This is a genomic window from Streptomyces sp. NPDC005423, assembly GCF_040606415.1.
Classification (GTDB): Bacteria; Actinomycetota; Actinomycetes; order Streptomycetales; family Streptomycetaceae; genus Streptomyces.
This window is the reverse complement of the sequence record NZ_JBEXET010000009.1, coordinates 1-24756: the sequence shown is the minus strand read 5'-3', so window position 1 is coordinate 24756 and position 24756 is coordinate 1. Positions and strand designations below refer to the sequence as shown.

Genomic DNA, 24756 nt, shown 5'->3' with positions numbered 1-24756 from the left:
TGTACGAGCGTTCTCCTTGAAGGTTAAACAAACGCGGCGTATGCTCCGACAGGGAAGTTGAGAGTTCAAGCATGAGGAGAACGTCATGTCCGCCACCGCGCCGGAGCGCATGCCCGCCCTCTACCTCAGCCACGGCGCGCCGCCCCTCGCCGACGACCCGGTCTGGCCCGGCGAACTCGCCGCCTGGTCCGCCGCGCTCCCGCGCCCCAAGGCGATCCTCATGGTCTCCGCCCACTGGGAGGAAGCCCCCCTCGCCCTCGGCGCCACCGAGCCCGTCCCGCTCGTGTACGACTTCTGGGGATTCCCCGAGCACTACTACCAGGTGACCTACGGCGCCCCCGGAGCCCCCGAACTCGCCCAATCCGTACGGAAGTTGCTGCGCGCCCCGGGCATACCCGTGCAGGACGTCCCGGACCGCGGCCTCGACCACGGGGCGTACGTCCCGCTCGTCGAGATGTTCCCGGCCGCCGACATCCCGGTCCTCCAGATCTCGATGCCCACCCTCGACCCCGCGAAGCTGATGGAGATCGGCCGCAGGCTGGCGCCACTGCGCGACGAGGGCGTGCTGATCGTCGGCTCCGGCTTCTTCACCCACAACCTCGCCGCGCTGCGCCACACCGGCGGCGGGGTGCCGAGCTGGTCGGCGGAGTTCGACGACTGGGGCAGGCGCGCGCTGGAGGCCCGCGACTGGGACGGCCTGCTCGACTTCCTGCACAAGGCCCCGGCCGGCCGCTACGCCCATCCCCGCACCGAGCACTTCGCCCCGCTCTTCGTGACCATGGGCGCGGCGGAGGCCGCCGGCGAACTGGACGCGCAGCGCTCCGTGATCGACGGCTTCTGGCTGGGCATGGCCAAGCGGTCGGTGCAGTTCGGCTGAGCTACAGCTCCTTCTCGTACCAGGCGGTGTCCCAGTAGCGGCCGAACTTGCGGCCCACCTCCCGGTAGATGCCGACAGGCCGGAACCCGAAGCGTTCATGCAGCCGCGTGGACGCTTCGTTGGGCTGCGTGATGCCCGCATACGCCCGGTGCAGGTCCTGGCCGGCCAGCGCGGCGAACAGGGCCGTGTAGAGGAGCGTGCCGACACCGCGGCCCACGGCGTCCGGGGCGACGTAGACGGTGACCTCCACCGAGGTCGCGTAGGCGGCCTTGGGCCGGTGGGGGCTGGAGGTGGCGTAGCCGAGGATTCGCTGTGAGTTGCCTGGGAGAAGCCGCCGCGTGGCAACCATCAGCCGGTACGGCCCGTCTTCAGGGTGGGAGAGCAGCCAGGGCCGGCGCTCCTCCGGCGTGAAGACGGCCGTGTCGAAGGTGATGGGCGTCTCGCGCACGTAGTGGTTGTAGAGGTCGGTGAGGGCTTCGAGGTCACCCTCGACCCCCGGTCTGACCTGCACGTCCACGTGTTCCGACCGCATCGCTTCCCCCCTTGTGGCCGGACAGGGTACTGCAAGATCAGAAAAATAGGGGAGCGGGTGGGGAATTCTGTCCGGATTCCAGTCGTTGTTCCCATCAGATGCGGGCACACGAGGACAGTGCCGAACCATCCGACGAACACCTGCTGACCTACCATCGCAAGGGAGCACGCATGGCAACCCGTGCCGTCGCCCGTCGTACGTCCGCCACCGGCGAGACCTCCGACGGGGCACGCAGTGTTCGCGCCCATGGCGGCGAAATCGCCGACCGCGACCTGGTCGGCATGTATCTCGACGAGATAGCGCGGACACCCCTGCTCGACGCCGCCAAGGAAGTCGAGCTGTCCCAGACCATCGAGGCGGGCGTCTTCGCCCGCCAACTCCTCGACGGGACGGCCGAGTCGAAGGCGGACGCCTCCCATGAGGAGCTTGAGGCCCTGATCGCCGAGGGCGAGCGGGCCAAGGACGTCTTCATCCGCTCCAACCTCCGTCTGGTCGTGGCGGTCGCCCGGCGCTACCCGCGCAGCGGTCTGCCCCTGCTCGACCTCATCCAGGAGGGCAACGCGGGCTTGGTGCGCGCGGTCGAGAAGTTCGACTACCGCAAGGGCTTCAAGTTCTCGACGTACGCCACCTGGTGGATCCGTCAGGCCATCACCCGTTCGATAGCGGACCAGTCGCGGACCATCCGGCTCCCCGTCCACCTGGTGGAGGAGCTGGGCCGGATCCGGCGCGTGCAGCGCGAGTTCAACCGCGAGCACGGGCGGGAGCCGGAGCCCGCGGAGATAGCCACCGAGCTGGCCTCGACGCCGGAGCGCGTGACGGACGTACTGGACTGGGCCCGTGACCCGGTCTCGCTGAACATGGGGATCGACGACGCGGGCGAGACCCAGTTCGGCGACCTGCTGGAGGACACCTCCGCGGTCTCGCCCGAACAGTCCGTCCTGACCCTGCTGCGCAGCGAGGAACTGGACGACCTGATCGGCCGCCTCGACCAGCGCACCGCCTCCATCATCAAGATGCGCTACGGCATCGACGACGGCCGCGAGCGCACCCTGACCGAGGTCGGCAAGGAGCACGGTCTGACCCGCGAGCGCATCCGCCAGATCGAGAAGCACGCCCTTCTGGAGCTGAAGAAGCTGGCCCACCAGACCGGGTTCGACGCGGCGGCCTGACCGGGAGCGCGGAGCCGGGGTACACGGGGGCGCCCGTCACCCCGGAGTACGCCGGGTGGCGTACTCCGTCCCCTGCCCGCGTACGCCGGTTGGCCGAACCCCGCGCGAACATGGCTGTGGGACGGCGCTTCAACCTGCGAAGCTCAGGGAACAAGACCTCCGAGTCCACCCCGGCAGTTCCCGTCCGGGGCCCCCGCCCCGTGACCCCCAAAAACCAAGTCCCGTCGCTACCCCCCCGGCGCCGGGACTCTCCCCGAGTCGGGCCTCGGCGCCTACCCCCCCCAGGCGCCGGGGCCCGGCTCTCTTTTTTCGGAGCGGGGAGCCGAAACAGGAACCAGGGGCAGGGAAGCGGGGCGGGCAGACGCGTGAAGGGCGGGGCACCCCGTACCTGAACTCCGGGGTGGCCCGCCGGACGGCAGATTGTGCCACAGGGGCATGGTTTGCCGACGAGAGCGGCCCCACCCCCGGCACCGCATCCCGGCACCGGGTGCCCCGCGCCCGCGCCGCGTCCCCGTATCGCGTGCCCCGGTGCCGGGACCGCGCTTCAGGTGCTCGTCGCCCGGAGCAGCCGGTCGCCCAACTCCTTTACGTACCGCACCAGTTCCGCCGGTTCCTCCACCGTGAACTCGTGTTCCAGCATCGCGAGGCGGACCGCCAGCCAGGGCACGGCGTCGCCCGTCGTGGCCCGCAGGCGGCAGGTGTGGTCGTCGAGGGGTTCGGGGGTGCCGAGCCAGTGCGGCACCCGGGCCGCGATGACCTCGGCGGGCGCGGCGAAGGTCACCGAGAACGCGTACGTCTCCTGGCGCTTGTGCATCGACTGGCGCAGGTACTCCGCGGCGCTCCCCGTCGGCAGCTCGCGCGGGGTGAAGCGCACACCGGTGGCGAAGGGATCGCTCACCCGGTCGACCCGGAACGTACGCCAGTCGTCGCGATCGAGGTCGTAGGCGACGAGGTACCAGCGGCGGCCGGTGGAGACGAGCCGGTAGGGCTCGGTCAGGCGGCGGGAGGCGGTGCCGTCGCCCGCGCGGTAGGCGAACCGCAGCCGCTCCCGTCCGGCGACCGTGGAGGCCATCACGGTGAGCGTCTCCGGGGCGATGCTCGCGCCGTCCCCGCTGGTCAGGTGGGTCGTCGCGGCCTGGAGGGTGGAGACGCGGTGGCGCAGCCGGGAGGGCAGCACCTGTTCCAGTTTGGCCAGCGCACGGACCGAGGCCTCGTCCACACCCTCGACCGCGTGGCCGGCCCCCGCGCGCAGTCCGACGGCGATCGCGACGGCCTCCTCGTCGTCGAGCACGAGCGGCGGCATCGCCTTGCCCGCGACCAGACGGTAGCCGCCGTCGGCCCCCAGCGTGGCCCGCACGGGGTAGCCGAGCTCGCGCAGCCGGTCGATGTCCCGGCGGACGGTGCGGCGCGAGACCCCGAGCCGCCCGGCCAGCTCGGCGCCCGGCCACTCGCGGGGCGTCTGGAGCAGCGAGAGCAACTGGAGCAGCCGGGCCGGGGTGTCCGTCGTCATGAGTCCTCCGTCGTCACGGGCCGGGCGTCCTCCAGGAAGTCCGCCGACTTCCGCGGGTTCCGCGGGCTTCCACACGTCTTACGGATTCGAGGATGCCGTAGATCTAGGACACGGTCTGGCCTAATGCGGACCTAGCCTTCCGGCATGACCTCCACCGAAACCCTCGCGGACAGCCCGGCCGGGGCCGGCGCGGCCGACCGGCGTCGCTGGTTCGCCCTCGCGATCGTGATGACCGCGGCCTTCATGGACCTCGTCGACGTGACGATCGTCAACATCGCCATCCCCTCGATACAGCGGGACGCGGGCGCCACCTTCGGCCAGATCCAGTGGATCACGGCCGGCTACGCGCTCGCCTTCGCCGCCGGCCTCATCACCGGCGGGCGGCTCGGCGACATCCACGGCCGCAAGCGGCTCTTCCTCGTCGGCATCGGCGGTTTCACCCTCGCCTCCGCGCTCTGCGGCTTCGCCGCCAACCCGGAGATGCTGGTCGCCTCGCGCATCCTCCAGGGCGGTATGGCGGCGCTCATGGTGCCGCAGGTCCTGTCGATCGTGCACGCCACCTTCCCGGCGCACGAGCGCGGCAAGGTCTTCGGTCTCTTCGGCGCGATCGTCGGCCTGGGCGCCGTCTCCGGGCCGCTGCTCGGCGCCCTGCTCACCGAGTGGAACCTGTTCGGCCTCGAATGGCGCCCGATCTTCCTCATCAACCTCCCCGTCGGTGTCGCCGCGCTCGTCCTCGGCCGCCGCTTCATCACCGAGTCCAGGGCCCCGCGCGCCCTCAAGCTGGACCTCGTCGGCGTCGCGCTCGTCACCCTCGGCCTGCTGATGCTGCTCTACCCGCTCACCCGCGGCCGTGAGCTGGGCTGGCCGCTGTGGGGCTACGGGTCGATGGCCGGCGCGCTCGTCGTCTTCGGCGCGCTGGTGGCGTACGAGCGCCGCAAGGCCGCGCGGGACGGGTCGCCGCTGGTGGAGCTGGAACTGTTCCGGGTGAAGAGCTTCGCGGCGGGCATAGCGGTGCAGACGGTGTTCGGGGTGAGCCTTGGCGTCTTCTTCCTGGTGTGGACGCTGTACATGCAGATCGGGCTCGGCTGGAGCCCGCTGCGGGCCGGGCTGACCGGGGTGCCGTTCTCGATCGCCGTCTCGGTGGCGGCCGGGATGTCCGTCCAGCAGCTCGTCCCGCGCTTCGGCCGCAAGGTGCTCCAGGCGGGCGCGCTGGTGATGGCGGCGGGCGTCCTGCTCTACATCTGGGAGGCCCACCGCTACGGCCTCTCCATCGCCCCTTGGCAGATGGCGCTCCCCCTGGTCGTGATGGGCGCGGGGATGGGCCTGATCGTGGCCCCGCTGACGGACGCGGTGCTCTCCGAGGTGCCGCGCGAGCACGCCGGTTCGGCGTCGGGACTCATCAACACCGTGCAGCAGATGGGCAACGCGCTCGGGCTCGGCCTGGTGTCGGTGGTCTTCTTCGGTTCGATCGGCGACCGGCTGACCCCGGTACAGGTGGGGCCGGCCTTCGTGCACGCCTTCCAGCACGCGCTGGGGTGGGTGGCCGGGGTGCTGGGCGTGATCTTCCTGCTCATGTTCGCGCTGCCCCGGCGGCCCGCGGCGGCCGGACCCGAGGCGCCGGTGGCGGAGGAGGAGAGGGAGCTGCCGGAGGAGGAGAGGGAACTGGCGGAGTCGGGCCGCGGCTGACACCGCCCCTGTACCGCCGCCTGGCGCGGGACGACACCCGCCCTCGTACACCCTCGCCCTCGGGCTGTAGGGCCCCGTACGGGGGCGAGGTGTCGTCCCGCGTCGCGTGCTCGCGTCCCGCGTCGCGTGCTCGCGGCCTTTCCAATCGGCGCGCCGGGCGACGGAGCGCTCGGCGCAGGTGTTCGGCGGGGCGCTCGACGTCGGCCGCTGGGGTGCGGGCGTACGCCGGTGACCGGAGTGAGGCGTTACGCCGGCGGCCGGAGCAGGACGTACGTCGGGCGGATCCCTACGGGCGCTCGCGGTGCCGAACGGTGCGCTACGTACGAGAATGATCTCTTCTGGGCCGAACACTCCGGTTTTGCGTGGCCCGGGTCCTCAACCTGCTTGTCAGGGAAGGGAACTGACGGGCCGTGAGTGCCGGTGGGGGTGGGTGAGCGGCCGGGGTGGGGCGGGAGTGCCGATACGGGACCGGACGACGGTGTCCTTGTGCACTAGTCGACATTGCGTGTTCCGTCGCGCCGGACCGTGGATAACCGGGCGGAATTCCGCTCCCCAGGCGGTTTCTCCGTAATTCCTGTCGATGTGAATTGCCCTTCGGAAATGAATTCACCGCAGCGGTGGCAAGGCAATTCGACGGGTGGGAGCGGTCGGCTCCGCCGGTTTAGGCGGGCGGGGTTTCGTGCGGAGGGGACGGCGACGGTACGCGGCCGGGTTGACCGGTTCTGTTTACTCCTGATCGTCGGCCGTCATTTGATAACGCTGTCACCGGTCCCGGTGGAAGAAGAGGTGCTTCGCATTCCGGTGGGCAAAAGGGGTAAAACGTGCGGCCGGGCGAGAGGTGCCGACGGGGCGTGCCAGACGGTGTGCTGTCGGTGACAAACCCCACGGCCGGGGGTTCTGGCTGGTTGCCCGGCAAGGAAGACCTCCATGCCGGCTGGTGAGGAGTGACCCAAAGGCGGTCCGTGGTGTTTACTGGACACCGGTCTGATCCCTGGTGGGTCCGGACCTTTTCGGGAGGTCCTGGGGGTGGTGCCCCGGGGCCTCTCGTTTTTCGTCCCGGATTTGTCCGGGCGTCACACGTCGCTCACCTGGGAAGAGCCGAGCCCGCTTTTCGCGCGGGGCCGGACAACCGGATCGCAATCCCGGGAAAAGGGCGCCGACGTTCACGTCCCGATCGCGCGTGCTGTTCCATGAGGGGGCTCCGCCGCGTACCGGCGGGCCGCATGATCGCTATTTCCCGGGGCGGCTGCCAAAGCGTGACTGGCTCTCGACTCGCGACGGGGGGTACCTTTTATCTCGCTCGACCGTCCCCACCCGCCCGGACTCACCACCCGGGCGCTGTCGTACCTCCCCGCCAGGGAGGCCGGAGCCACCGCCCGGACCCACCACCGGAACCCCGCTGACCGGCGGGGCCCCAGTTCATCAACAGAACAGGGATCAGAGCCCATGCACACCGTCGACGACGACGGCGTCCTCGCGCCGTCGTGCCACTCGTGCCACGAACCCCGCCCCGTATGTCCCCTGACGGAGCGTCACCACCACTTGTTGTGCGGCGCGTTCACCGGAACAGCGGCCAACTCCCGTTCCGGAGCGGGGGAGTGAGCGTGCCCCCGACCACGGATGCCTTACGGCCGGCCGACCGCCTCAAGGACCACCAGGACAAGCCCGAGGGCAGCTTCCTGTGGCACCTGCCCGCCGAACACTGGCGCGCCCTGCACCGCGAACGGCTGCGAAGCCGCACCTTCGCCCGCGACGAGCACCTGCCGACGGAAGCCGACGGCCAGGACATCCACATCATCTGGGCAGGCATCGTCCGACAGGACCGCTTCCCGCTGGGCGACCGGGAGAACGTCCCCACCGTCACCCGGTTCCGCGGCGCCGGCCAACTGGTCGGCGAGGCCAAACTCATCGCCCCCGGCTCCGCCGTCCGCACCAGGTGCCTGACCCGGACCGACGTCATCCTCTGCCGCGCGGACCGCTTCAACCTCCTGCTGCGCCGCCGGCCCCAGCTCCAACTCGCCCTGCTGCGCAGCCTCGAAGACCGCGGCCGCAGCGACGAACTCGTCTACACCATGGCCACCCGGCCGCCCCTGGAGCGCGTCAGCAGACTGCTGGCCCACCTCGCCGACACCGCGGGCACACCCGGCCCCCTGACGGGATGCACCACCATCGCGGGACCGGGCCAGAAGGACATCGCCGCCGCCCTCCAACTCGCCGTCTCCACAACGGAGAACGCGATCCGCACCCTGCGCTACCACGGCATCGTCGAAGCCCAGTACCGCCGGTTCGTCGTCCACGACGTCGACGCGCTGCGCCACCTCGCCGCCGGGATCTGACCCCGCCGACACCGCTTCGGTGCTGCTTCGGAGCGCCGGGGTCCGACACCGCCCCCGTGCTTCGCAGCGCCGGGATCTGAAACCCGCCCCGGCATCCGCAGCGCCGGGATCCGACACCGCCCCGTACTTCGCAGCGTCGGTATCCGACACCGCCCCGGCGTTCCTGACCCACCGCCGCTCACGCGTCACCCCTGAACGGACCACAGCATGATGACCAGCACCACCACGTCGGCGATCGGCACCGGCGCCGGCTCCCTCGCGCTGACCGCCGTCTCCGCTCTCCTCACGGGTGTCCTCGCCACGTACACCCTCCGGCATCACAGACAGGTCTTCGCCTGGACGCGGCGGATCCGCGGCAGGGACGAGGCCGCCCTCGCCTACGACCGGCCCACCGAGTGGCTCGCCGACCTCTACAAGGCCCAGTGCCGCCTCGCCCAGAAGCCCTGCCACGCCGACGACTTCGAGGACATCTCGCAGACCGGCAACATGATCAAGGGCATCGCCGACCACACGGAGGCCCTCCGCACCGAACTGACGAGGGTCGTGGAACGCGTCGACGAGTACGTCGCCACCGCCCTGCCCGACCCCGGCCCGGCCGTGCGCCTCGCCCTCCCCGACCACCGCGCCCAGCTCGTCCGGGCCATGCGGCAGGAGGCAGCCCGCGGCGAACTGGCCCGCGCCATCATCACCGCCCAGCAGAAGATCACCGCACAGCGGTTCACCTGACCGGGCATGCCCATTTATGTCCGCCCAATGTCCGGACCCGTTTACTTTCCGGGAATCCGGGCGTAATCTCCCCCGAAACCACAAGCTCGGGCATCAGTCGGAGGTGAACGGACATGTACGCACCGGAACGGCAGCAGGAGATCCTCCGGCTCGCCCGCGACGGCGGCCGGGTCGACGTCGTATCGCTGGCCGAGGAGTTCCAGGTCACGGCGGAGACCATCCGCCGCGACCTCAAAGCCCTCGACCGCGCGGGCCTGCTCCGCCGGGTGCACGGCGGCGCCCTCCCGGCCGGACGCCTCGACTTCGAACCCGACCTCACCGAACGCGAGTCCACCGCGGCCGACGAGAAGGACCGCATCGCCAAGGCGGCCCTCGCCGAACTGCCCGACGCCGGCACGGTGATCCTCGACGCCGGCACCACGGTCGCCCGGCTCGCCGGCGCCGTCCCGCTGGAAGCGGAACTGACCGTCGTCACCCACTCCCTGCCCATCGCCGCCCGCCTCGCCGACCACCCGGGCATGCAACTCCACCTGGTCGGCGGACGCGTACGGCACCGCACGCGCGCCGCCGTGGACGCCTGGGCGCTACGGGCCTACGGCGAGATCCGGGCGGACGTCCTCTTCGTGGCCGCCAACGGCTTCTCCGCCGAACACGGACTCACCACCCCCGACCTCGCCGAAGCCGCGGTCAAACGGGCCGCCGTCGCCGCCGCCCGCCGCGTGGTGCTGCTCGCCGACTCCGCCAAACACGGCCAGGAACACTTCGCCCGCTTCGGCGACCTGAGCGACGTCGACCTCCTCATCACCGACAGCGGGCTGAGCCCGGAGGACGCCATCGCCATCGAACGCGGCGGCACGGAAGTGGTGCGCGCATGATCATCACCCTCACCCCCAACCCCTCCCTCGACCGCACCTACGAAGTCCCCTCCCTCGACCGAGGCGACGTCATCCGGGCCACCGGCGAACGCATGGACCCCGGCGGCAAAGGCGTCAACGTCTCGCGCGCCGTCGCCGCCGCCGGGCAGCGCACCATCGCCGTCCTGCCCCTGGGCGGCGCACCCGGCGCGCTCGTCGCCGACCTGCTCCACGCACAGGGCATCGAGGTCGCCCGCGTGCCGATCGCCGGTGCCACCCGCTCCAACATCGCCCTCGCCGAGGCCGACGGCGTCCTCACCAAGATCAACGCACCCGGACCCGAACTCACCCCCCAGGAACAGGAGTTGCTCCTGGAGACGGTACGGCTGCGCTCGGCCGGCGCGGACTGGATCGCCTGCTGCGGCAGCCTGCCCAGGGGACTCGCCCCCACCTGGTACGCCGAACTCGTCGCCCGCGCGCACACCGCCGGCGTACGCATCGCACTCGACACCTCCGGACCCGCCCTCCTCCAGGCACTGCGCGAACGCCCCGACGTGGTGAAGCCGAACGCCGAAGAACTCGCCGAAGCCGTCGCCCGCCCCCTGGCCACCGTCGGCGACGCCGTCAAAGCCGCCGAAGAACTGCGCGAACGGGGCGCGGGCGCCGTCCTCGCCAGCCTCGGCGCCGACGGACAACTCCTCGTCGACGACGCCGGCACCTGGTACGCCGACGCACCCGTCGACGCCGTACGCAGCAACGTGGGCGCCGGCGACTCCTCACTCGCCGGCTTCCTCATCGCCGGCGGCCACGGCCCACAAGCCCTCGCCTCGGCAGTCGCCCACGGCGCTGCCGCCGTCCAACTGCCCGGCAGCGTCATGCCCACCCCCAGCGACCTGGACCCGGCCGCGGTCACCGTCACCGCCGACATCCCGGTGGACCGCCCCCTCACGGAGCCGGTGTCATGAACGGTCCCGCCACGCCGTACCCGCCGAACCGCCCCCGTACGGCCGACCGCCTCGCCACGACGGTCCACCCCGGACCGGAATCCGAGCGACGGATCCCCCCGTTACGCGCCACCACCACCCCGCGCACCACCCGCCCCACCCTTGGCACCTCCCCTCCCCTCACCCCCCGCCGCACCCCCGTCCCCACCCCCGCCCACGACACCTCGCGGGCGATACGCGAGCGAAGGAGCCCGCGATGAGCGACATGATCACCGCGGACCTGGTCGACCTCGACCTGTCCGCCGACACCAGAGAAGCGGCGGCACGCGCCCTCGCCGAACGCATGGTCACGAGGGGCCGGGTCACCGACCTCGACGGCTTCCTCGCCGACGTGGCCGCCCGCGAGGCACAGATGCCGACCGGCCTGGACGGCGGCATCGGCATCCCGCACTGCCGCAGCGAACACGTCACCGAGCCGACGCTCGCCTTCGGGCGCAGCGCCGCCGGCGTCGACTTCGGCGCACCGGACGGCCCCGCCGACCTGATCTTCCTGATCGCCGCACCTGCCGGCGCCGACGACGCCCACCTGACGATCCTGTCGTCCCTGGCCCGGCAGTTGATGAACACCGAGTTCACCACCGCGCTGCGGGCGGCCGGCGACGCGGAGACCGCGGCAGCGCTCATCCGCGGGGACACCACCCCCGCGCCGAGCACCCCCACCGACCCCGTCGCGGCACCGGCGGCGGCCTCCGCCGGTGCTGCGACGGACAGCACGACGCCCGCCGCCACACCCGCCACAACCCCCGCCGCCGCGGCCGACGAGGCCGAAGAGCCGTTCCGGATCGTCGCCGTCACCTCCTGCCCGACCGGCATCGCCCACACCTACATGGCCGCCGAGTCCCTGGAGAACGCCGGCCGGGCCGCAGGCGTCGAACTCGTCGTCGAACCCCAGGGCTCGGCCGGCTTCACCCGGCTCGACCCCGCGGTGATCGCCGCCGCGGACGGCGTGATCTTCGCCCACGACGTCCCCGTACGCGACAAGGAACGCTTCGCCGGCAAGGCGACCGTCGACGTCGGCGTCAAAGCGGGCATCAACCGGCCCGGCGAACTCATCACCGAAGTCCGCGCCAAAGCCGCCCGCGGCGAGGTGACGGCCGGCTCGGCCCCCGGCACCCCGGTCGAGCGCACCGGCGACTCCACCGAGGGCTACGGCACCAAACTGCGCAAGTGGCTCATGTCCGGCGTCAGTTACATGGTCCCCTTCGTCGCCGCCGGCGGCCTGCTGATCGCCCTCGGCTTCGCGATCGGCGGCTACGAGATCAAATCCGCGCCCTCGGTCATGCAGCACTTCGTGTGGACCCAGACCGACAGCTGGGGCGCCCTGCTCTTCCAGATCGGCGCCGTCGCCTTCGGCTTCCTCGTCCCGGTACTGGCCGGCTACATCGCCTACGGCATGGCGGACCGGCCCGGCCTCGTGCCCGGCTTCGTCGGCGGCATGATCGCCTCCACCATCAACGCGGGCTTCCTCGGCGGCCTCGTCGCCGGCCTGCTCGCCGGCGGAGTCGTCATCGGCATCCAGAAGGTACGGATCCCGAAGGCACTGCGCGGCATCATGCCGGTGGTGGTGATCCCGCTGATCTCCTCGGCGGTCGTCGGCTTCCTGATGTTCGTCGTCATCGGCAAACCCATCGCCTCCGCGCAGAAGGGCATGACCGACTGGCTCAACGGACTCACCGGCTCCAACGCCGTCCTGCTCGGCGCCCTGCTCGGCCTGATGATGTGCTTCGACCTCGGCGGCCCCGTCAACAAGGTCGCGTACACCTTCGCCACCGCCGGCATCGCGGTCTCCAACCCCGGAGACTCCGCCATGAAGATCATGGCCGCCGTGATGGCCGCCGGCATGGTCCCGCCGCTCGCCATGGCCCTCGCCACCACCCTCCGCGGCAGGCTCTTCACCGAGACCGAACGCGAGAACGGCAAGGCCGCCTGGGTCCTCGGCGCCTCCTTCATCACCGAAGGCGCGATCCCCTTCGCCGCCGCCGACCCCCTGCGGGTCATCCCCGCCGCCATGGCGGGCGGCGCGACCACCGGTGCCCTGTCGATGACCTTCGGCGCCACCCTGCGCGCCCCGCACGGCGGCATCTTCGTCGTCCCGCTGATCGGCAACCCCTTCCTCTACCTCATCGCCGTCGCCGCGGGCGTCTGCGTCAGCACCGCCCTGGTCGTCGTCCTCAAGGGCATGCGCAAGCAGGCACCCACGGCGGCAGGACCGGAGACGGCCGGGAGCACCACCGCGGCCACCGAGACGAAACAACCGGTCGCCGCCTGACCGCCGGCCGCCTCACCGGCCACCGCGGACCCGACCGCCCTCTATAGGTGGCTCTGAGGTGTTCACGGCAACTGCGAGATACGTCACGGTCCGGGACGGAAGTCCCGGACCGTGGTGTCTACTGGACCGCATGTCTCAGCACGTCTCGATGCTCCAGCTGGCCGGCGCGGCCGTACTCGCCCTGGTGACCGTCGTCTGGGTGATCGCCCTGTCGCGGCTGCTGCGCCACGGCCGCTCCGGGACCAGCGTGTGGTCCGCCGGCCACCTCCCCCACGCCCTGCCCGGCCAGCGCTCGGGCGGCCCCCACCGGGAGTCCGTCGAACTGACCTCGGCCGAACGGGACGCGTTCGCGGGACTCGTACGACAACTCAGCGACGGCCGCTGAACCGCTCCCCCAGCCACGCGCCCCTCACGACAGGTGCGCCGCCCGACGCTCCATCGCGTCCCGGGCCGCGTCCTCCGTGCTGTACACCTCACACATGTGACGGCCGTCCGGGGTCGCCGTGTGCTCGACCTCCCACAGGGAGATCTCCGCACCGTCACGCAGCAGGAAAGCGTGCTCGTAGAGCGAGAAGCAGAGCCGGGCACGGCCCGCGCGACAGGGCCTGCCGAACGCCTGGGTGATCTGGTGCGCGAACGCCGTCCCCAACAACTCGACCGTCTCCGGGCCGGGCCCGTCCGGGTTCTCCGCCCGGCGCAACAGCCGCCGCGCGTGGTCCGCCGAGTCGTCGGGCACATACGAGTGCCGGGGCTGCGGGGCGGGGGACAGTATCACCATCACCGGCAGTTCGAAGTCCGGAGCGTCCGGCGGCATCGGCAACCGCGCCGTCGCCGCCCGTAACTCCTCCTCGTCCACATACACCTCGTGCTGCGGCTCACTGCCCGGCACCGTGTTGTGGACCAACTCCCAGAGCGTGAGCGCCGAACCGTCCGCGAGCAGCCACGTGTGCCGGTACGTCTCCCGGTGCAGACCCGCACTGTGGTGCGCGGAGTGCAGTGAACTGTCGTGCGCCAGCGCACAGTCGAGACGGCATATCGTCTCGTCCGGCAACTCGAAGGAGTTCAGGGCACGGCCGAGGAGTCGCGCGAGATGCTCCTCCGGAGACTCGGGCGACTCGGGTGGTTCGTACGCTGTTGTGTCGTACGGAACGCTCAAGGCTTCTCCCGGCGTTGCTGCATGTCACCTTGTGGGTGCATACCGTAGCCCCTCGGTCGGACATCATGTCCGGGAACCGAGAAAACGTATGCCCAGAAAACGCCCCACCATCGCGACGAGTTCCCCGGCTACCCGCAATGGTGGCAAAGGGGGGCGGCGGAGGGGGAGTTGGGGCTAGGCGTTGGGGGGAGGGGGCTCCCCCTCCCCCCTCCCCACCCCGCCCCTCCCTACCGGCCGCCCCCGCCGCCCTCGCCCGCCCCGTCACCCTCACGGCCCTCATGGCCCTCGCCGCCCCCACCGCCCACGCCTCCGTACAACTCCGTGTACGAGGGCCATGTCCCGCCCGGTCCGTCCATCGACTCGGCGGTGCGTACCGCGCGGACGATCGCGCGGGTGACCTGGTCCGCGGCTGCCGCGAGCAGGGGGTTGAGGGCGAGAGGGTGCTCGGGCTCCAGCGGGCGTACTCCCGTGGCCAGGGTGAAGACGGTGTCTCCGTCGTTCAGCAGGTGCACCGGCCGTACGGCGCGCGCGATGCCGTCGTGTGCGGTGCCGGCCAGTTTCTGGGCTTGCGCCTTGGTGAGTTCCGCGTCGGTGACGACCACCGCGAGTGTGGTGTTCAGCGGGGGACGCGCGTTCTTCGCGGCGGTCTCCGCGAGGCGTCGGCTCGCGGCCTCGTGGACGCGCGGGTCCGGGTACGTCACGCGCCCCTGGAGCAACTCCCCGTACAGGGCGCCCGTCTGGGGATCCACCGCCGTTCCCACGGCGTTGACCACGACCAGCGCGGCCACCGTGATCCCCGATTCAAGCACCGTGCTCGCGGTGCCGACCCCGCCCTTCATCGGTCCGATGGCGGCCCCCGTGCCGGCGCCCACACACCCCTCGCGCACCCGCGCTCCCGGCCCGGTCGCCGCCGCGGCCTCCACGGCCGCCCGTCCGGTCGCGGCATCGGGTCTCGCCCGGAAGTTCCCGCCCCGGCCGAGATCGAAGACGCAGGCGGCGGGCACCACCGGCACGACGTGTGCGGGGTCCGTTCCGACGCGCACTCCGCGTCCCTGCTCCTCCAGCCAGGCCATCACCCCGGACGCGGCGTCGAGTCCGTACGCGCTGCCGCCGGTCAGGACGACGGCGTCGACCTTTCCCACCACGTTGCGCGGATCGAGGGCGTCGGTCTCCTTCGTGCCGGGTCCGCCGCCGCGTACGTCCACGGCGGCCACGGCCCCGCCCTCCGGTGCGAGGACGACCGTGGTGCCGGTGAGCCATCCGTCGCCCGAGCGCGTCGCATGCCCCACCCGCACTCCGGTCACGTCCGTCAACGCGTCAAGTGTCATGGGGCCAGTCTCGTCCAGTACCGGCCGCGCGGGGCCGGCCATCGCACCGGGCGGGGCCTGGGCCGTACCCTGGAGCCATGAGTACCGCTCCCGATCCCGCGCCGCGCGCGCCGAAGCCCGCGCTGGTCTTCGACGACCCGCTGGCCCAGCAGTCCTCGGACGACACGGACCGTGGATGGGGCGAGCGCTCCGACGGCGACGCCGCCGCCGACCTCAAGCGCTTCCTCGACGAGAAGCCGCCCCACCACATCTGAGCCGTCGGCTACAACTCCCGTCGCCCCGCGTCCCGTCCCGCGTCCCGCTGCGCGTCGCGCCCCGCGTCCCGCTGCGCGAGAAGGGCGTCGCGGATCTCCTTGAGCACCTCCAGCTCGGTCACCTCTATGACCTCCTGCCTGCCCTCCTTGGCCCTCCGGTGGGCTTCCAGACGGGCCAGGTACTTCGACATGGGCAGGACCATCAGGAAGTAGACGACGGCCGCGGTGATCAGGAAGGAGAGCGCGGCGCCGAGCACCGAGCCCCACATCAGCTGGATGCCCTTGTCGCCCCGGCAGGTGCTGCTCAGGCAGGAGCTGTAGGTGTCGAGGTTCTGGGTGCCGATCGCCCCGACGAGCGGGTTGATGAGCCCCTTCACCACCGAGTTGACGATGTTCGTGAAGGCGGCGCCGATGACCACCGCGACTGCCAGGTCGACGACGTTCCCGCGCATCAGGAAGGTCTTGAAACCCTGCCAGACGCTCGGTTCCTGCTGGTTCACGCTCAACTCGGACCCTCTTCTCGCACGCGCACGGTGTGGAACGAACAGCTCCGCAACCTACGTCAGGGCACGGACGTTCTGTCCAATCCCCCAGCTGGGCAGGGGGAGTTGACAGCGGTGCGCGCAGGAAGCGGAAGGCACGGCTCACCATAGTGTCACCGCCAGCCGGGCCGTGGTGCCGGCGCCCGCCAGCCGGACCGCGGTGGAAGGCGGCACCGACAGCACGACCAGCGCCCCGCTCTCGGCCGCACCGTTCAGCGGTACCGGCACCTCTGTCACCCGTGCCCGGCGGGCGACGACCCACGCCTCGTCGGTGGCCGACCGGCCGGCCGCGATGACGTCGACCCGGTCGCCGGGCCGCAGCAGCCGGACCGTGGCGGCGTCGGCGATCCGCACCGGTGCCGCCACCCGCTCCGGCGCCCGGCGCTGCCGTACCGGATCGGTCCTCGGATGCCCGCGGGCCCGCTCCGGGTGCCGGGTGGCCGCCGTGTCGCTCGGGCCCGCCGCGACGAGCGCCACCGCGGTCACGGCGAGACCCGCGGCGACGGCCCGCCGTCGATGCCGGAGGAACCGGCGCAGTCGGTGCCGCGCGCCGCGCACCCGCACCGGCGCGAAGTGCGGTACCTCGCAGGTCGGCGGCGCCTCCACACCCAACGGGCGCGGCAGGGACGGGGGAAGGGCGAGGGGAGGGGCGAGCGGAGGAAGAGGCGGAGGGGAGAGCGGGGACTGCGGGGAGGTGGGGGAGAAGGAGGGATACGGGGGGAGGGGGGACTGGGGCATGGGGAGCACCACCTGTGTCGAGGGACCGGCTTGCGATCCCACGATGAGGCTTCGGGCCGTCGCCCGTCGGAGCCCGTGGAGCACGTGCGGGTTGTGGACAACTCCGCCCCCCGAACGGGTCGTTCCGCTACGGCAGCTCGAACCCCGGGTCCATCCCGCCCAGCGCGTCCGCGCACGGGCAGTCCCGCGCCGTGTTCTCCGGCAGGGCGGCCACCGCGTCGAACAACACGCCCCGCAGTCGGTCCACATTGGCGGCGAAGACCCGCAGCACCTCGTCGTGCGAGACGCCCTCGCCGGTCTCGGCGCCCGCGTCGAGGTCGGTGACCAGGGTCAACGACGTGTAGCAGAGCTCCAGTTCGCGGGCGAGCGACGCCTCGGGGTGACCGGTCATGCCGACCACGGACCAGCCCTGCGCCTGGTGCCACAGCGATTCGGCGCGGGTCGAGAACCGCGGTCCCTCGATCACGACGAGCGTGCCGCCGTCAACGGGCTCCCACTCCTGTCCGCGCGCCGCCTTCAGCCCGGCCGCCCGGCCGGCCGGGCAGTACGGGTCGGCCAGCGACACGTGGACCACGTTCGGCAGCTCGCCGCCGGGCAGCGGCAGTCCGTCGAAGTACGTCCCCGCCCGGGACTTCGTACGGTCCACCAGCTGGTCCGGTACGAGCAGGGTGCCGGGCCCGTACTCGGGGCGCAGACCGCCCACCGCGCAGGGGCCGAGGACCTGGCGCACCCCGACCGAGCGCAGCGCCCAGAGGTTGGCGCGGTAGTTGATGCGGTGCGGCGGCAGATGGTGGCCGCGTCCGTGCCGGGGGAGGAAGGCGACCCGCCGGCCGGCCATCTCGCCGAGGAAGAGGGAGTCGCTGGGCGGCCCGTAGGGGGTGTCGACCTGGATCTCGGTCACGTCGTCGAGGAACGAGTAGAAGCCGGAGCCGCCGATTACGCCGATCTCTGCGTTCGCCATGACCCGCACACTAGCGGGCGCCGGATACGGCGAGGACCCCGCCGTCGGGTGACGGCGGGGTCCTCCAGAAGCTCCTGGTGTGGCCCTACGCGGCGGAGCTCTTGCTCGACGAGGAGCCCGTGGTCGAGCTGCCCGACGACTTCGAGTCCGAGGAGGACCCCGAGCCCGAGGAGCCCGAGCCGGACGGGGCCGAGGGCTTCGACTCCGCGGACGTCGACGGCTTCGCGGGGGCCGGCGAGGTGCTCGACGACGAGCCGCGGCTGTCGTTCCGGTAGAAACCGGAGCCCTTGAAGACAATGCCGACCGCGGAGAACACCTTCTTCAGGCGGCCGCCGCAGTTGGGGCACTCGGTGAGGGCGTCATCAGTGAACTTCTGCACCGCCTCGAGGCCCTCGCCGCATTCGGTGCACTGGTATTGGTACGTCGGCACTGTCTTCCTCCTGGCACTCTCACTCAGTGAGTGCTAACGACGGTCCATAGTGACGTATTCCGCGGGATCAGTCCACCGTGACCGGCGTGCGGTGACCGACGCCACGTGCCACGGTGTGACTGCGGGGGCGGCTCTCCAGCCGGGAACGCAGGGCCAGGAGGGTCGTCAGCGCGAGCAGGGTACCGGCCATCGGGACCAGGAAACCGGCCCCGCCCCACAGGCGGTCTTCCAGTTGTCCGGCGACCGTCACGGCGGCCGCCTGGCCGAGCGCGACGGCGCCGGTCAGCCAGGTGAACGCCTCGGTGCGGGCGCCGGCCGGGACGAGCCCCTCGACCAGCGTGTAGCCGGTGATCAGGGCGGGCGCGATGCACATGCCGACCAGGAGGCCGAGGCCGGCCAGGACGAGTACCGAGTGCGCGGTCCACAGGGCGGACGCGGTGAGCGCGAGCGCCGCGTAGCCGACGACCAGGCGCCGCTGCGGGGCGACCTTCCAGGCGACGGCTCCGCAGACGAGGCCGGAGAGCATGTTGCCGGCGGCGAACGTCCCGTAGAGGACGCCGTTGAGGCCGGGCTCGCCGATCGACTCGCTGAACGCGGCCAGCGAGACCTGCATGCCGCCGAAGACGGTTCCGATGCCCAGGAAGGTGGCGATCAGGACGCGCACCCCGGGGACCCTCAGTGCGGGAACGTGCTCCACGCGCGCGTGCCCGGCGCCGGTCACCGGCGGCTGGGTGCTCTTGCGCGCGGCGAAGAGCAGCCCGCCGACCAGGGTGAGCGCGGCCTCGGCGACCAGGCCGGCGGCCGGGGTGACGGCGGTGCACAGGGCGGTGGCCAGCAGCGGTCCGAAGACGAAGGTCAGCTCGTCCGTGACCGACTCGAAGGCGGCCGCGGTGCTCATCAGGGGCGAGTCCTGGAGCTGGACGCCCCAGCGGGCTCGCACCATGGGCCCGACCTGGGGTACGGAGGCGCCGGTCGGTACGGCCGCGACGAAGAGCGCCCACAGGGGTGCGTGCGCCAGTGCCAGCGCCGTGAGGGTCAGACCGGAGACCGTGTGCAGCAGGACGCCGGGGAGCAGGACGGCGCGCTGTCCGTGGCGGTCGGCCAGCCGGCCGCTGTAGGGCGCGAACAGGGCCATGGAGACGCCGGTGACGGCCGCCGCGGCGCCCGCCGCGCCGTAGGAGCCGGTGGTGTGCTGGACGAGCAGCACGATGGAGAGGGTGAGCATCGCGAACGGCTGGCGTGCGGCGAAGCCGGGGAGCAGGAACGTCCAGGCGCCGCGCGTGCGCAGCAACTGTCCATATCCGGGGCGGGAGTTGACCGTGGATGCCACGGCCCGTGCCTTTCTGCCGCCTGGTAGCGCGCCCGTGCGGGGGCGCCGAGAGCTGTCCTCGTTGCGCGGAACTGCGGTAGATACCGGCGTCTGATGAGGAGAACGTCCCGGCCGCCATACGGTCGCGCCAGCACTGCTTCAGGCAGAGTTGGTTCGATCAGAATGTGCCTTCATCGTACAGGGAGTGACGCCTGGTGTGCCTGTGAAAACGGGCACCACGGGGACGTTCACCTGCGATCGGCGCCCGTGTGAACCGTACGAAACATGCCGTTAACGGCTGTGGCCGCGGGTTCCGCCGATGCCGGTCCCGGTGTCGGTGCCCAGCCAGCCGGCCAGTTTGCCGCCGCGGCCGATGGCGCGCAGCCGCTGTTCCGCCGCGTCCCGGACGGGGTCCGTGGCCACCACGAGGAGTTCGTCGCCGCGGCGCAGGACCGTCGTGGGGAGCGGGACGAACGACTTCCCCTCGCGGACGACGAGGGTGACGGCGGCTCCGGGCGGCAGTCTGAGTTCGTTGACCTCGACGCCGTGCATCTTCGACCCCGGAGGGATCGCGACGGACAGCAGGTGGCCGCGCAGCCGCTCCAGGGGGGCCGATTCGATGCCCAGGTCGGCGGCCTCCTGGTCGTCGCCCAACCGCAGTTTCCGCGCCAGCCAGGGCAGGGTCGGGCCCTGCACCAGGGTGTAGACGACGACCAGGACGAAGACGATGTTGAAGACCCGGACGCTGGATTCCACGCCGTTCACCATGGGGATGGTGGCCAGGATGATGGGCACGGCGCCGCGCAGGCCGGCCCAGGACATCAGGGCCTGCTCCTGCCAGGGCACCCGGAACGGCGCCAGGCTGAGCAGCACGCCCAGGGGGCGGGCGACCATGGTGAGCACCAGGCCGATGACGAGCGCGGGCCAGACGTCGTCGCCCAGTTCGTGCGGGGTGACCAGCAGGCCCAGCAGGACGAACATGCCGATCTGGGCGATCCAGCCCAGGCCCTCGGCGAAGCCGCGCGTCGCGGGCCAGTGCGGCAGCTTGGCGTTGCCGAGCGCCATGGAGGCGAGGTAGACGGCGAGGAAGCCGCTGCCGTGGGCCAGTGCCCCGCCGGCGTACGCGGTGACCGCGATCGCCATGACGGCGATCGGGTAGAGGCCGGAGGCGGGCAGCGCCACGTGCCGCAGGCCCCAGGAGCCGAGCCAGCCGACCGCGAGGCCGATCGCCACGCCGATGGCCAGCTCCATGGCTATCTCGCCCACCAGTACGTACCAGTGCTCCACGGGTCCTGCCGTGCAGAAGGCGACGACCAGGATGACCACCGGGGCGTCGTTGAACCCGGATTCGGCCTCCAGGGTGCCCGTCACGCGGGCGGGCAGCGGGATGCGGCGCAGTACCGAGAAGACCGCTGCCGCGTCCGTGGAGGAGACCACCGCCCCGATGATGAGCGCCTGGCGCCACTCCAGCCCGATCAGGTAGTGGGCGCCCGCGGCAGTGACGCCGACGCTCACCGCGACGCCCACCAGGGCCAGTACGGTGGCGGCCGGCAGGACCGGCCCGACCTCCTTCCACTTCGTGCCCAGACCGCCCTCGGCCAGGATCACGACCAGGGCCGCGTAGCCGATGACCTGGGTCAGCTCGGCGTTGTCGAAGTGGACGTGGCCGACGCCGTCCTGGCCCATGGCGATGCCGATGCCGAGGTAGACGAGGAGGCTGGGCAGCCCGCTGCGGGAGGAGATGCGGACCGCCGCCACGGCGACGAGCAGGACCAGTGAGCAGACGAGCAGGAGCTGGTTGAGGTGGTGGACAGTCAGCGGCTGTTCCCTTCCCTGGCTGACGCGCGCGGCGCGCGCGAACTCGCGTGAGCGGAGCCGGGGCTGGGGCGCCCCGGTGTCCGAAAAGCTTCAACTACTTCGTTACCTTACCTAACTCTTGACGCTTTCTTGACGCTTCCCCAGGCAAGATCGACGGTCAGTCCGCGCTCGTACCCGACTCCGCGTCAAGTGGCTCGGGGCCCTGCGCCTATGGTTGCTCCAGCGCTCAGTCATCAGCACAGCCCGCCCTGCCGCTCGCGTTAGGACAGCAAGGACAGCGATGCCCCCCAACACCACCGCCTCATCGGGTCATGCGCCCGGCAAGTCCGGCAGGAAGAAGGGGCGCAAAGCCCGTCTGCTCGTCATCGTCCTGGTGCTGGCCATCATCGGGGGCGTCGCCTACGGCGCGTACTGGTCCGTCAGCACGGTGCGCGCCTCCTTCCCGCAGACCAAGGGATCGATCACCCTCAGCGGCCTCTCGGGCCCGGTGGACGTGAAGCGGGACGGCTACGGCATCCCGCAGGTCTACGCCTCCTCCGACGAGGACCTGTTCATGGCGCAGGGCTACGTCCAGGCGCAGGACCGGTTCTACGAGATGGACGTACGCCGGCACATGACCTCCGGGCGCCTGTCCGAGATGTTCGGCAAGAGCCAGGTCAAGAACGACGAGTTCCTGCGCACCCTGGGCTGGGACCGGGTGGCGAAGAAGGAGTACGACACCACTCTGTCGGCCTCCACGAAGAAGTACCTCCGGGCGTACGCCAAGGGGGTCAACGCCTATCTCCAGGGCAAGGACGGCAAGGCCATCTCCCTGGAGTACGCGGCCCTGGGCTTCACCAACGACTACACGCCCGTGAAGTGGACCCCGGTCGACTCGGTCTCGTGGCTGAAGGCGATGGCCTGGGACCTGCGGGGCAACATGCAGGACGAGATCGACCGCGCCCTGATGACCAGCCGCCTCGGCCCCCAGCAGATCGCCGACCTCTACCCGGACTATCCCTACAGCCGCAACAAGGCGATCGTCTCGGAGGGCCAGTACGACGAGCTGACCCAGACGTTCCAGCAGGGCGGCACCTCGACCGGCACGACCGGCACGACGGGGACGACGGGGACCACCGGGACCACGGGGACGACGGGGACCACCGGGACCACGGGGACGACGGGGACGACGGGGACCACCGGGACGACGGGGACCACCGGGACGACCGGCACGTCGTCCGCCGGCGGTACGGCCGGTTCGGCCCTGGAGAGCCAGTTGTCGGGGCTCTACGACGTGCTGGACGACGTCCCCGCAGCCGTCGGGGTGAACGGCCAGGGCATCGGCTCCAACTCCTGGGTCGTCGGCGGGAAGTACACCATCACCGGCAAACCGCTGCTGGCCAACGATCCGCACCTGTCGGCATCGCTGCCGTCCGTCTGGTACCAGATGGGCCTGCACTGCCGCACGGTCTCCAGCAAGTGCCAGTACGACGTCACCGGCTACACCTTCGCCGGCATGCCCGGGGTGGTCATAGGGCACAACGCGGACATCGCCTGGGGCATGACCAACTCCGGGGTCGACGTCACCGACCTCTACCTGGAGAAGCTCTCCGGGGACGGCTACCTGTACGACGGCAAGACGAAGCCCTTCACGAGCCGTGAGGAGACCATCAAGGTCGCCGGCGGCACGTCCAAGAAGATCGTCGTCCGGGAGACCAACAACGGCCCCCTCCTCTCCGACCGCGACAACGAACTCGTCAAGGTCGGCAGGAAGGCCTCCGTCGACACCGCGGCCCCCGACCGGGGCGACGGCTACGGCATCGCGCTGCGCTGGACCGCGCTCCAGCCCGGCACCGCCATGGACGCCGTCTTCGCCATGGACAAGGCGTCGGACTGGACCGACTTCCGCGCGGCGGCCACCCACTTCGACGTGCCCTCGCAGAACCTGGTCTACGCCGACACCAAGAACAACATCGGCTACACCCTGCCCGGCAGGATCCCCGAGCGGGGCAAGGGCGACGGCTCCCTCCCGGCACCCGGCTGGGACCCCGCCTACCGCTGGACCGGCTACATCAAGCAGGCCGCGCTGCCGTACGAGTACAACCCCAAACGCGGCTACATCGTCACCGCCAACCAGGCCGTGGTCGACAAGGACAAGTACCCGTACACGCTCACCACGGACTGGGGTTACGGCACCCGCAGCCAGCGCATCACCGACCTGATCCAGTCGAAGATCAACGGCGGCGGCAAGATCTCCACCGACGACATGCGCCAGATGCAGCTCGACGACAGCAGCGAGATCGCCAAGCTGATCGTGCCCAAGCTGCTGAAGATCGACGTCCCCGACAAGGACGTCCGTGCCGCGCAGAAGCTCCTTGAGGGCTGGGACTACACCCAGGACGCCGACTCGGCGGCGGCCGCGTACTTCAACTCCGTCTGGCGCAACATCCTCAAGCTCGCCTTCGGCAACAAGCTGCCCGAGGAGCTGCGGGTCAAGGGCCAGTGCCTGTGGGTGGCCCCGGCCGACAACACCGGTCCCGCGGACGAGGACAACAAGAAGGTCCGCGAGTGCGGCGACCGCGACGCCGACCAGGCGCAGCCGGACGGCGGCGACCGCTGGTTCGAGGTGGTCCGCAAGCTCATGGACGACCCCAAGAGCGACTGGTGGAAGACGCCCGCCTCGGGCACCCGTCCGGGCGCCGACAACCGTGACCAGCTCTTCAAGCGCGCCATGATCGACGCCCGCTGGGAGCTGACCGCCAAGCTCGGCAAGGACATCGACACCTGGAGCTGGGGCCGGCTGCACCGCCTGTTCCTGAAGAACCAGACCCTGGGCACCGACGGTCCCGGCCTCATCCAGTACGTCCTCAACCGCGGCCCCTGGAAGCTCAGCGGCGGCGAGGCCACGGTCAACGCGACCGGCTGGAACGCGGCGGGCGGCTACGGGGTCGTCTGGGTGCCGTCGATGCGGATGGTGGTCAACCTCGACGACCTCGACAAGTCGAAGTGGATCAACCTCACCGGAGCGTCGGGACACGCCTACAGCGCCCACTACACCGACCAGACCGGCAAGTGGGCCGACGGCGAACTGCTGTCCTGGTCCTTCTCCCCCAACGCGGTCGACAAGAGCACGAGCGACACGCTGGTGCTGAAACCCTGAGCCGTCGGCGAACCCGTCAGACCGGCGCCGGGGACCTCGGGCGCCGTCCACGCGGTGCCGACGTCGGCGAGGGGCACCGGCCGGGCGGAGACGGAGAGGCCACCGTTCTGGCCGCCCG

General features: G+C 71.2%; 22 protein-coding genes. 12 read left to right on the top strand and 10 right to left on the bottom strand.

The genetic code is table 11. From position 1 onward, the window contains the following. The first annotated feature begins 85 nt into the window (after positions 1–85). The gene (locus tag ABZT12_RS13075) at positions 86–877 is read left to right on the top strand and encodes a class III extradiol ring-cleavage dioxygenase (protein ID WP_356381967.1); all 792 of its coding nucleotides are present in this window, start codon (positions 86–88) and stop codon (positions 875–877) included. A gap of 1 nt (position 878) precedes the next feature. On the opposite strand, the gene ABZT12_RS13070 is transcribed toward ABZT12_RS13075, so the two are convergent. After that, positions 879–1409 (bottom strand): N-acetyltransferase family protein, encoded by a 531-nt coding sequence (locus ABZT12_RS13070; protein WP_356381964.1) that lies wholly within the window; start codon positions 1407–1409, stop codon positions 879–881. Between the two features lie 170 nt (positions 1410–1579). On the opposite strand from ABZT12_RS13070, the gene ABZT12_RS13065 reads away from it, so the two are divergent. Next, a complete protein-coding gene (locus ABZT12_RS13065) occupies positions 1580–2578 on the top strand; it encodes a sigma-70 family RNA polymerase sigma factor (RefSeq protein ID WP_356381961.1) in 999 nt (332 codons plus the stop codon). Between the two features lie 544 nt (positions 2579–3122). Here ABZT12_RS13065 and ABZT12_RS13060 read toward each other — a convergent pair. Continuing rightward, positions 3123–4088, bottom strand: coding sequence for a YafY family protein (locus tag ABZT12_RS13060; protein WP_356381959.1), 966 nt, complete (start codon positions 4086–4088; stop codon positions 3123–3125). Positions 4089–4232: 144 nt separating this feature from the next. Between ABZT12_RS13060 and ABZT12_RS13055 the strand changes: the two genes are divergently transcribed. The 8 genes from ABZT12_RS13055 (at position 4233) to ABZT12_RS13020 (ending at position 13348) form a co-directional block, all read left to right on the top strand. Then, positions 4233–5774: an MFS transporter gene (locus ABZT12_RS13055; protein ID WP_356381956.1), complete on the top strand. Its 1542-nt coding sequence runs from the start codon at positions 4233–4235 to the stop codon at positions 5772–5774. Positions 5775–7378: 1604 nt separating this feature from the next. After that, complete coding sequence (locus ABZT12_RS13050) at positions 7379–8110, top strand: Crp/Fnr family transcriptional regulator (RefSeq protein WP_356381953.1); 732 nt, start codon at positions 7379–7381, stop codon at positions 8108–8110. Positions 8111–8317: 207 nt separating this feature from the next. Continuing rightward, the gene (locus tag ABZT12_RS13045) at positions 8318–8836 is read left to right on the top strand and encodes a hypothetical protein (RefSeq protein ID WP_356381951.1); all 519 of its coding nucleotides are present in this window, start codon (positions 8318–8320) and stop codon (positions 8834–8836) included. A gap of 113 nt (positions 8837–8949) precedes the next feature. Continuing rightward, complete coding sequence (locus ABZT12_RS13040; protein ID WP_356381948.1) at positions 8950–9711, top strand: DeoR/GlpR family DNA-binding transcription regulator; 762 nt, start codon at positions 8950–8952, stop codon at positions 9709–9711. Next, positions 9708–10655, top strand: a complete 948-nt coding sequence (pfkB, locus tag ABZT12_RS13035; RefSeq protein ID WP_356381945.1) for a 1-phosphofructokinase — start codon at positions 9708–9710, stop codon at positions 10653–10655. Before ABZT12_RS13040 ends, pfkB begins: the two co-directional genes overlap by 4 nt. Continuing rightward, complete coding sequence (locus ABZT12_RS13030; protein ID WP_356381943.1) at positions 10652–10894, top strand: hypothetical protein; 243 nt, start codon at positions 10652–10654, stop codon at positions 10892–10894. Before pfkB ends, ABZT12_RS13030 begins: the two co-directional genes overlap by 4 nt. After that, the gene (locus ABZT12_RS13025) at positions 10891–12963 is read left to right on the top strand and encodes a fructose-specific PTS transporter subunit EIIC (protein WP_356381941.1); all 2073 of its coding nucleotides are present in this window, start codon (positions 10891–10893) and stop codon (positions 12961–12963) included. The genes ABZT12_RS13030 and ABZT12_RS13025 overlap by 4 nt, the downstream gene beginning before the upstream one ends. Before the next feature lie 130 nt (positions 12964–13093). Beyond that, positions 13094–13348 carry a hypothetical protein gene (locus ABZT12_RS13020; protein WP_356381938.1) on the top strand — a complete coding sequence of 85 codons (255 nt, stop codon included), beginning with the start codon at positions 13094–13096 and terminating at the stop codon, positions 13346–13348. A gap of 24 nt (positions 13349–13372) precedes the next feature. Here ABZT12_RS13020 and ABZT12_RS13015 read toward each other — a convergent pair whose 3' ends face one another. Both ABZT12_RS13015 and ABZT12_RS13010 read right to left on the bottom strand, forming a co-directional pair. Further along, entirely contained in the window at positions 13373–14119 is a 747-nt protein-coding gene (locus tag ABZT12_RS13015; RefSeq protein WP_356381935.1) for a DUF6227 family protein, read from the bottom strand. A gap of 227 nt (positions 14120–14346) precedes the next feature. Then, positions 14347–15447, bottom strand: coding sequence for a P1 family peptidase (locus ABZT12_RS13010; RefSeq protein ID WP_356381932.1), 1101 nt, complete (start codon positions 15445–15447; stop codon positions 14347–14349). Positions 15448–15524: 77 nt separating this feature from the next. Here ABZT12_RS13010 and ABZT12_RS13005 point away from each other — a divergent pair, with 77 nt between their 5' ends. Beyond that, on the top strand, positions 15525–15701 hold the full coding sequence (locus ABZT12_RS13005; protein ID WP_356381929.1) for a hypothetical protein: 177 nt from the start codon (positions 15525–15527) through the stop codon (positions 15699–15701). A gap of 8 nt (positions 15702–15709) precedes the next feature. Here the strand turns inward: ABZT12_RS13005 and mscL are convergent, their stop codons facing one another. The 6 genes from mscL to ABZT12_RS12975 form a co-directional block, all read right to left on the bottom strand. Then, positions 15710–16207 carry a large conductance mechanosensitive channel protein MscL gene (mscL, locus tag ABZT12_RS13000; protein ID WP_356381926.1) on the bottom strand — a complete coding sequence of 166 codons (498 nt, stop codon included), beginning with the start codon at positions 16205–16207 and terminating at the stop codon, positions 15710–15712. A 138-nt stretch (positions 16208–16345) separates the two neighbouring features. Then, complete coding sequence (locus ABZT12_RS12995) at positions 16346–16981, bottom strand: hypothetical protein (RefSeq protein WP_356381923.1); 636 nt, start codon at positions 16979–16981, stop codon at positions 16346–16348. Positions 16982–17108: 127 nt separating this feature from the next. Beyond that, positions 17109–17942 carry an S-methyl-5'-thioadenosine phosphorylase gene (locus ABZT12_RS12990; protein WP_356381920.1) on the bottom strand — a complete coding sequence of 278 codons (834 nt, stop codon included), beginning with the start codon at positions 17940–17942 and terminating at the stop codon, positions 17109–17111. 85 nt (positions 17943–18027) lie between these two features. After that, positions 18028–18372 (bottom strand): FmdB family zinc ribbon protein, encoded by a 345-nt coding sequence (locus ABZT12_RS12985; RefSeq protein WP_356381917.1) that lies wholly within the window; start codon positions 18370–18372, stop codon positions 18028–18030. Positions 18373–18439: 67 nt separating this feature from the next. Further along, on the bottom strand, positions 18440–19702 hold the full coding sequence (locus tag ABZT12_RS12980; RefSeq protein WP_356381914.1) for an MFS transporter: 1263 nt from the start codon (positions 19700–19702) through the stop codon (positions 18440–18442). A gap of 270 nt (positions 19703–19972) precedes the next feature. Then, positions 19973–21499 carry a potassium/proton antiporter gene (locus ABZT12_RS12975; protein WP_356382354.1) on the bottom strand — a complete coding sequence of 509 codons (1527 nt, stop codon included), beginning with the start codon at positions 21497–21499 and terminating at the stop codon, positions 19973–19975. Positions 21500–21779: 280 nt separating this feature from the next. Between ABZT12_RS12975 and ABZT12_RS12970 the strand changes: the two genes are divergently transcribed. Continuing rightward, complete coding sequence (locus ABZT12_RS12970; RefSeq protein ID WP_356381911.1) at positions 21780–24638, top strand: penicillin acylase family protein; 2859 nt, start codon at positions 21780–21782, stop codon at positions 24636–24638. The last annotated feature ends 118 nt before the right edge of the window (positions 24639–24756 follow it).

Bases quoted from the DNA above. Each gene is read 5' to 3' on its own strand.
- ABZT12_RS13070 (WP_356381964.1), bottom strand. From the start codon at position 1,409: ATGCGGTCGGAACACGTGGACGTGCAGGTCAGACCGGGGGTCGAGGGT.
- ABZT12_RS12990 (WP_356381920.1), bottom strand. From the start codon at position 17,942: ATGGCGAACGCAGAGATCGGCGTAATCGGCGGCTCCGGCTTCTACTCG.
- pfkB (WP_356381945.1), top strand. From the start codon at position 9,708: ATGATCATCACCCTCACCCCCAACCCCTCCCTCGACCGCACCTACGAA.
- ABZT12_RS13005 (WP_356381929.1), top strand. From the start codon at position 15,525: ATGAGTACCGCTCCCGATCCCGCGCCGCGCGCGCCGAAGCCCGCGCTG.
- ABZT12_RS13025 (WP_356381941.1), top strand. From the start codon at position 10,891: ATGAGCGACATGATCACCGCGGACCTGGTCGACCTCGACCTGTCCGCC.
- ABZT12_RS13030 (WP_356381943.1), top strand. From the start codon at position 10,652: ATGAACGGTCCCGCCACGCCGTACCCGCCGAACCGCCCCCGTACGGCC.
- ABZT12_RS13010 (WP_356381932.1), bottom strand. From the start codon at position 15,447: ATGACACTTGACGCGTTGACGGACGTGACCGGAGTGCGGGTGGGGCAT.
- ABZT12_RS13020 (WP_356381938.1), top strand. From the start codon at position 13,094: ATGTCTCAGCACGTCTCGATGCTCCAGCTGGCCGGCGCGGCCGTACTC.
- ABZT12_RS13075 (WP_356381967.1), top strand. From the start codon at position 86: ATGTCCGCCACCGCGCCGGAGCGCATGCCCGCCCTCTACCTCAGCCAC.
- ABZT12_RS13060 (WP_356381959.1), bottom strand. From the start codon at position 4,088: ATGACGACGGACACCCCGGCCCGGCTGCTCCAGTTGCTCTCGCTGCTC.
- ABZT12_RS12970 (WP_356381911.1), top strand. From the start codon at position 21,780: ATGCCCCCCAACACCACCGCCTCATCGGGTCATGCGCCCGGCAAGTCC.
- ABZT12_RS13045 (WP_356381951.1), top strand. From the start codon at position 8,318: ATGATGACCAGCACCACCACGTCGGCGATCGGCACCGGCGCCGGCTCC.
- ABZT12_RS13040 (WP_356381948.1), top strand. From the start codon at position 8,950: ATGTACGCACCGGAACGGCAGCAGGAGATCCTCCGGCTCGCCCGCGAC.
- ABZT12_RS13065 (WP_356381961.1), top strand. From the start codon at position 1,580: ATGGCAACCCGTGCCGTCGCCCGTCGTACGTCCGCCACCGGCGAGACC.
- ABZT12_RS12995 (WP_356381923.1), bottom strand. From the start codon at position 16,981: ATGCCCCAGTCCCCCCTCCCCCCGTATCCCTCCTTCTCCCCCACCTCC.
- ABZT12_RS13055 (WP_356381956.1), top strand. From the start codon at position 4,233: ATGACCTCCACCGAAACCCTCGCGGACAGCCCGGCCGGGGCCGGCGCG.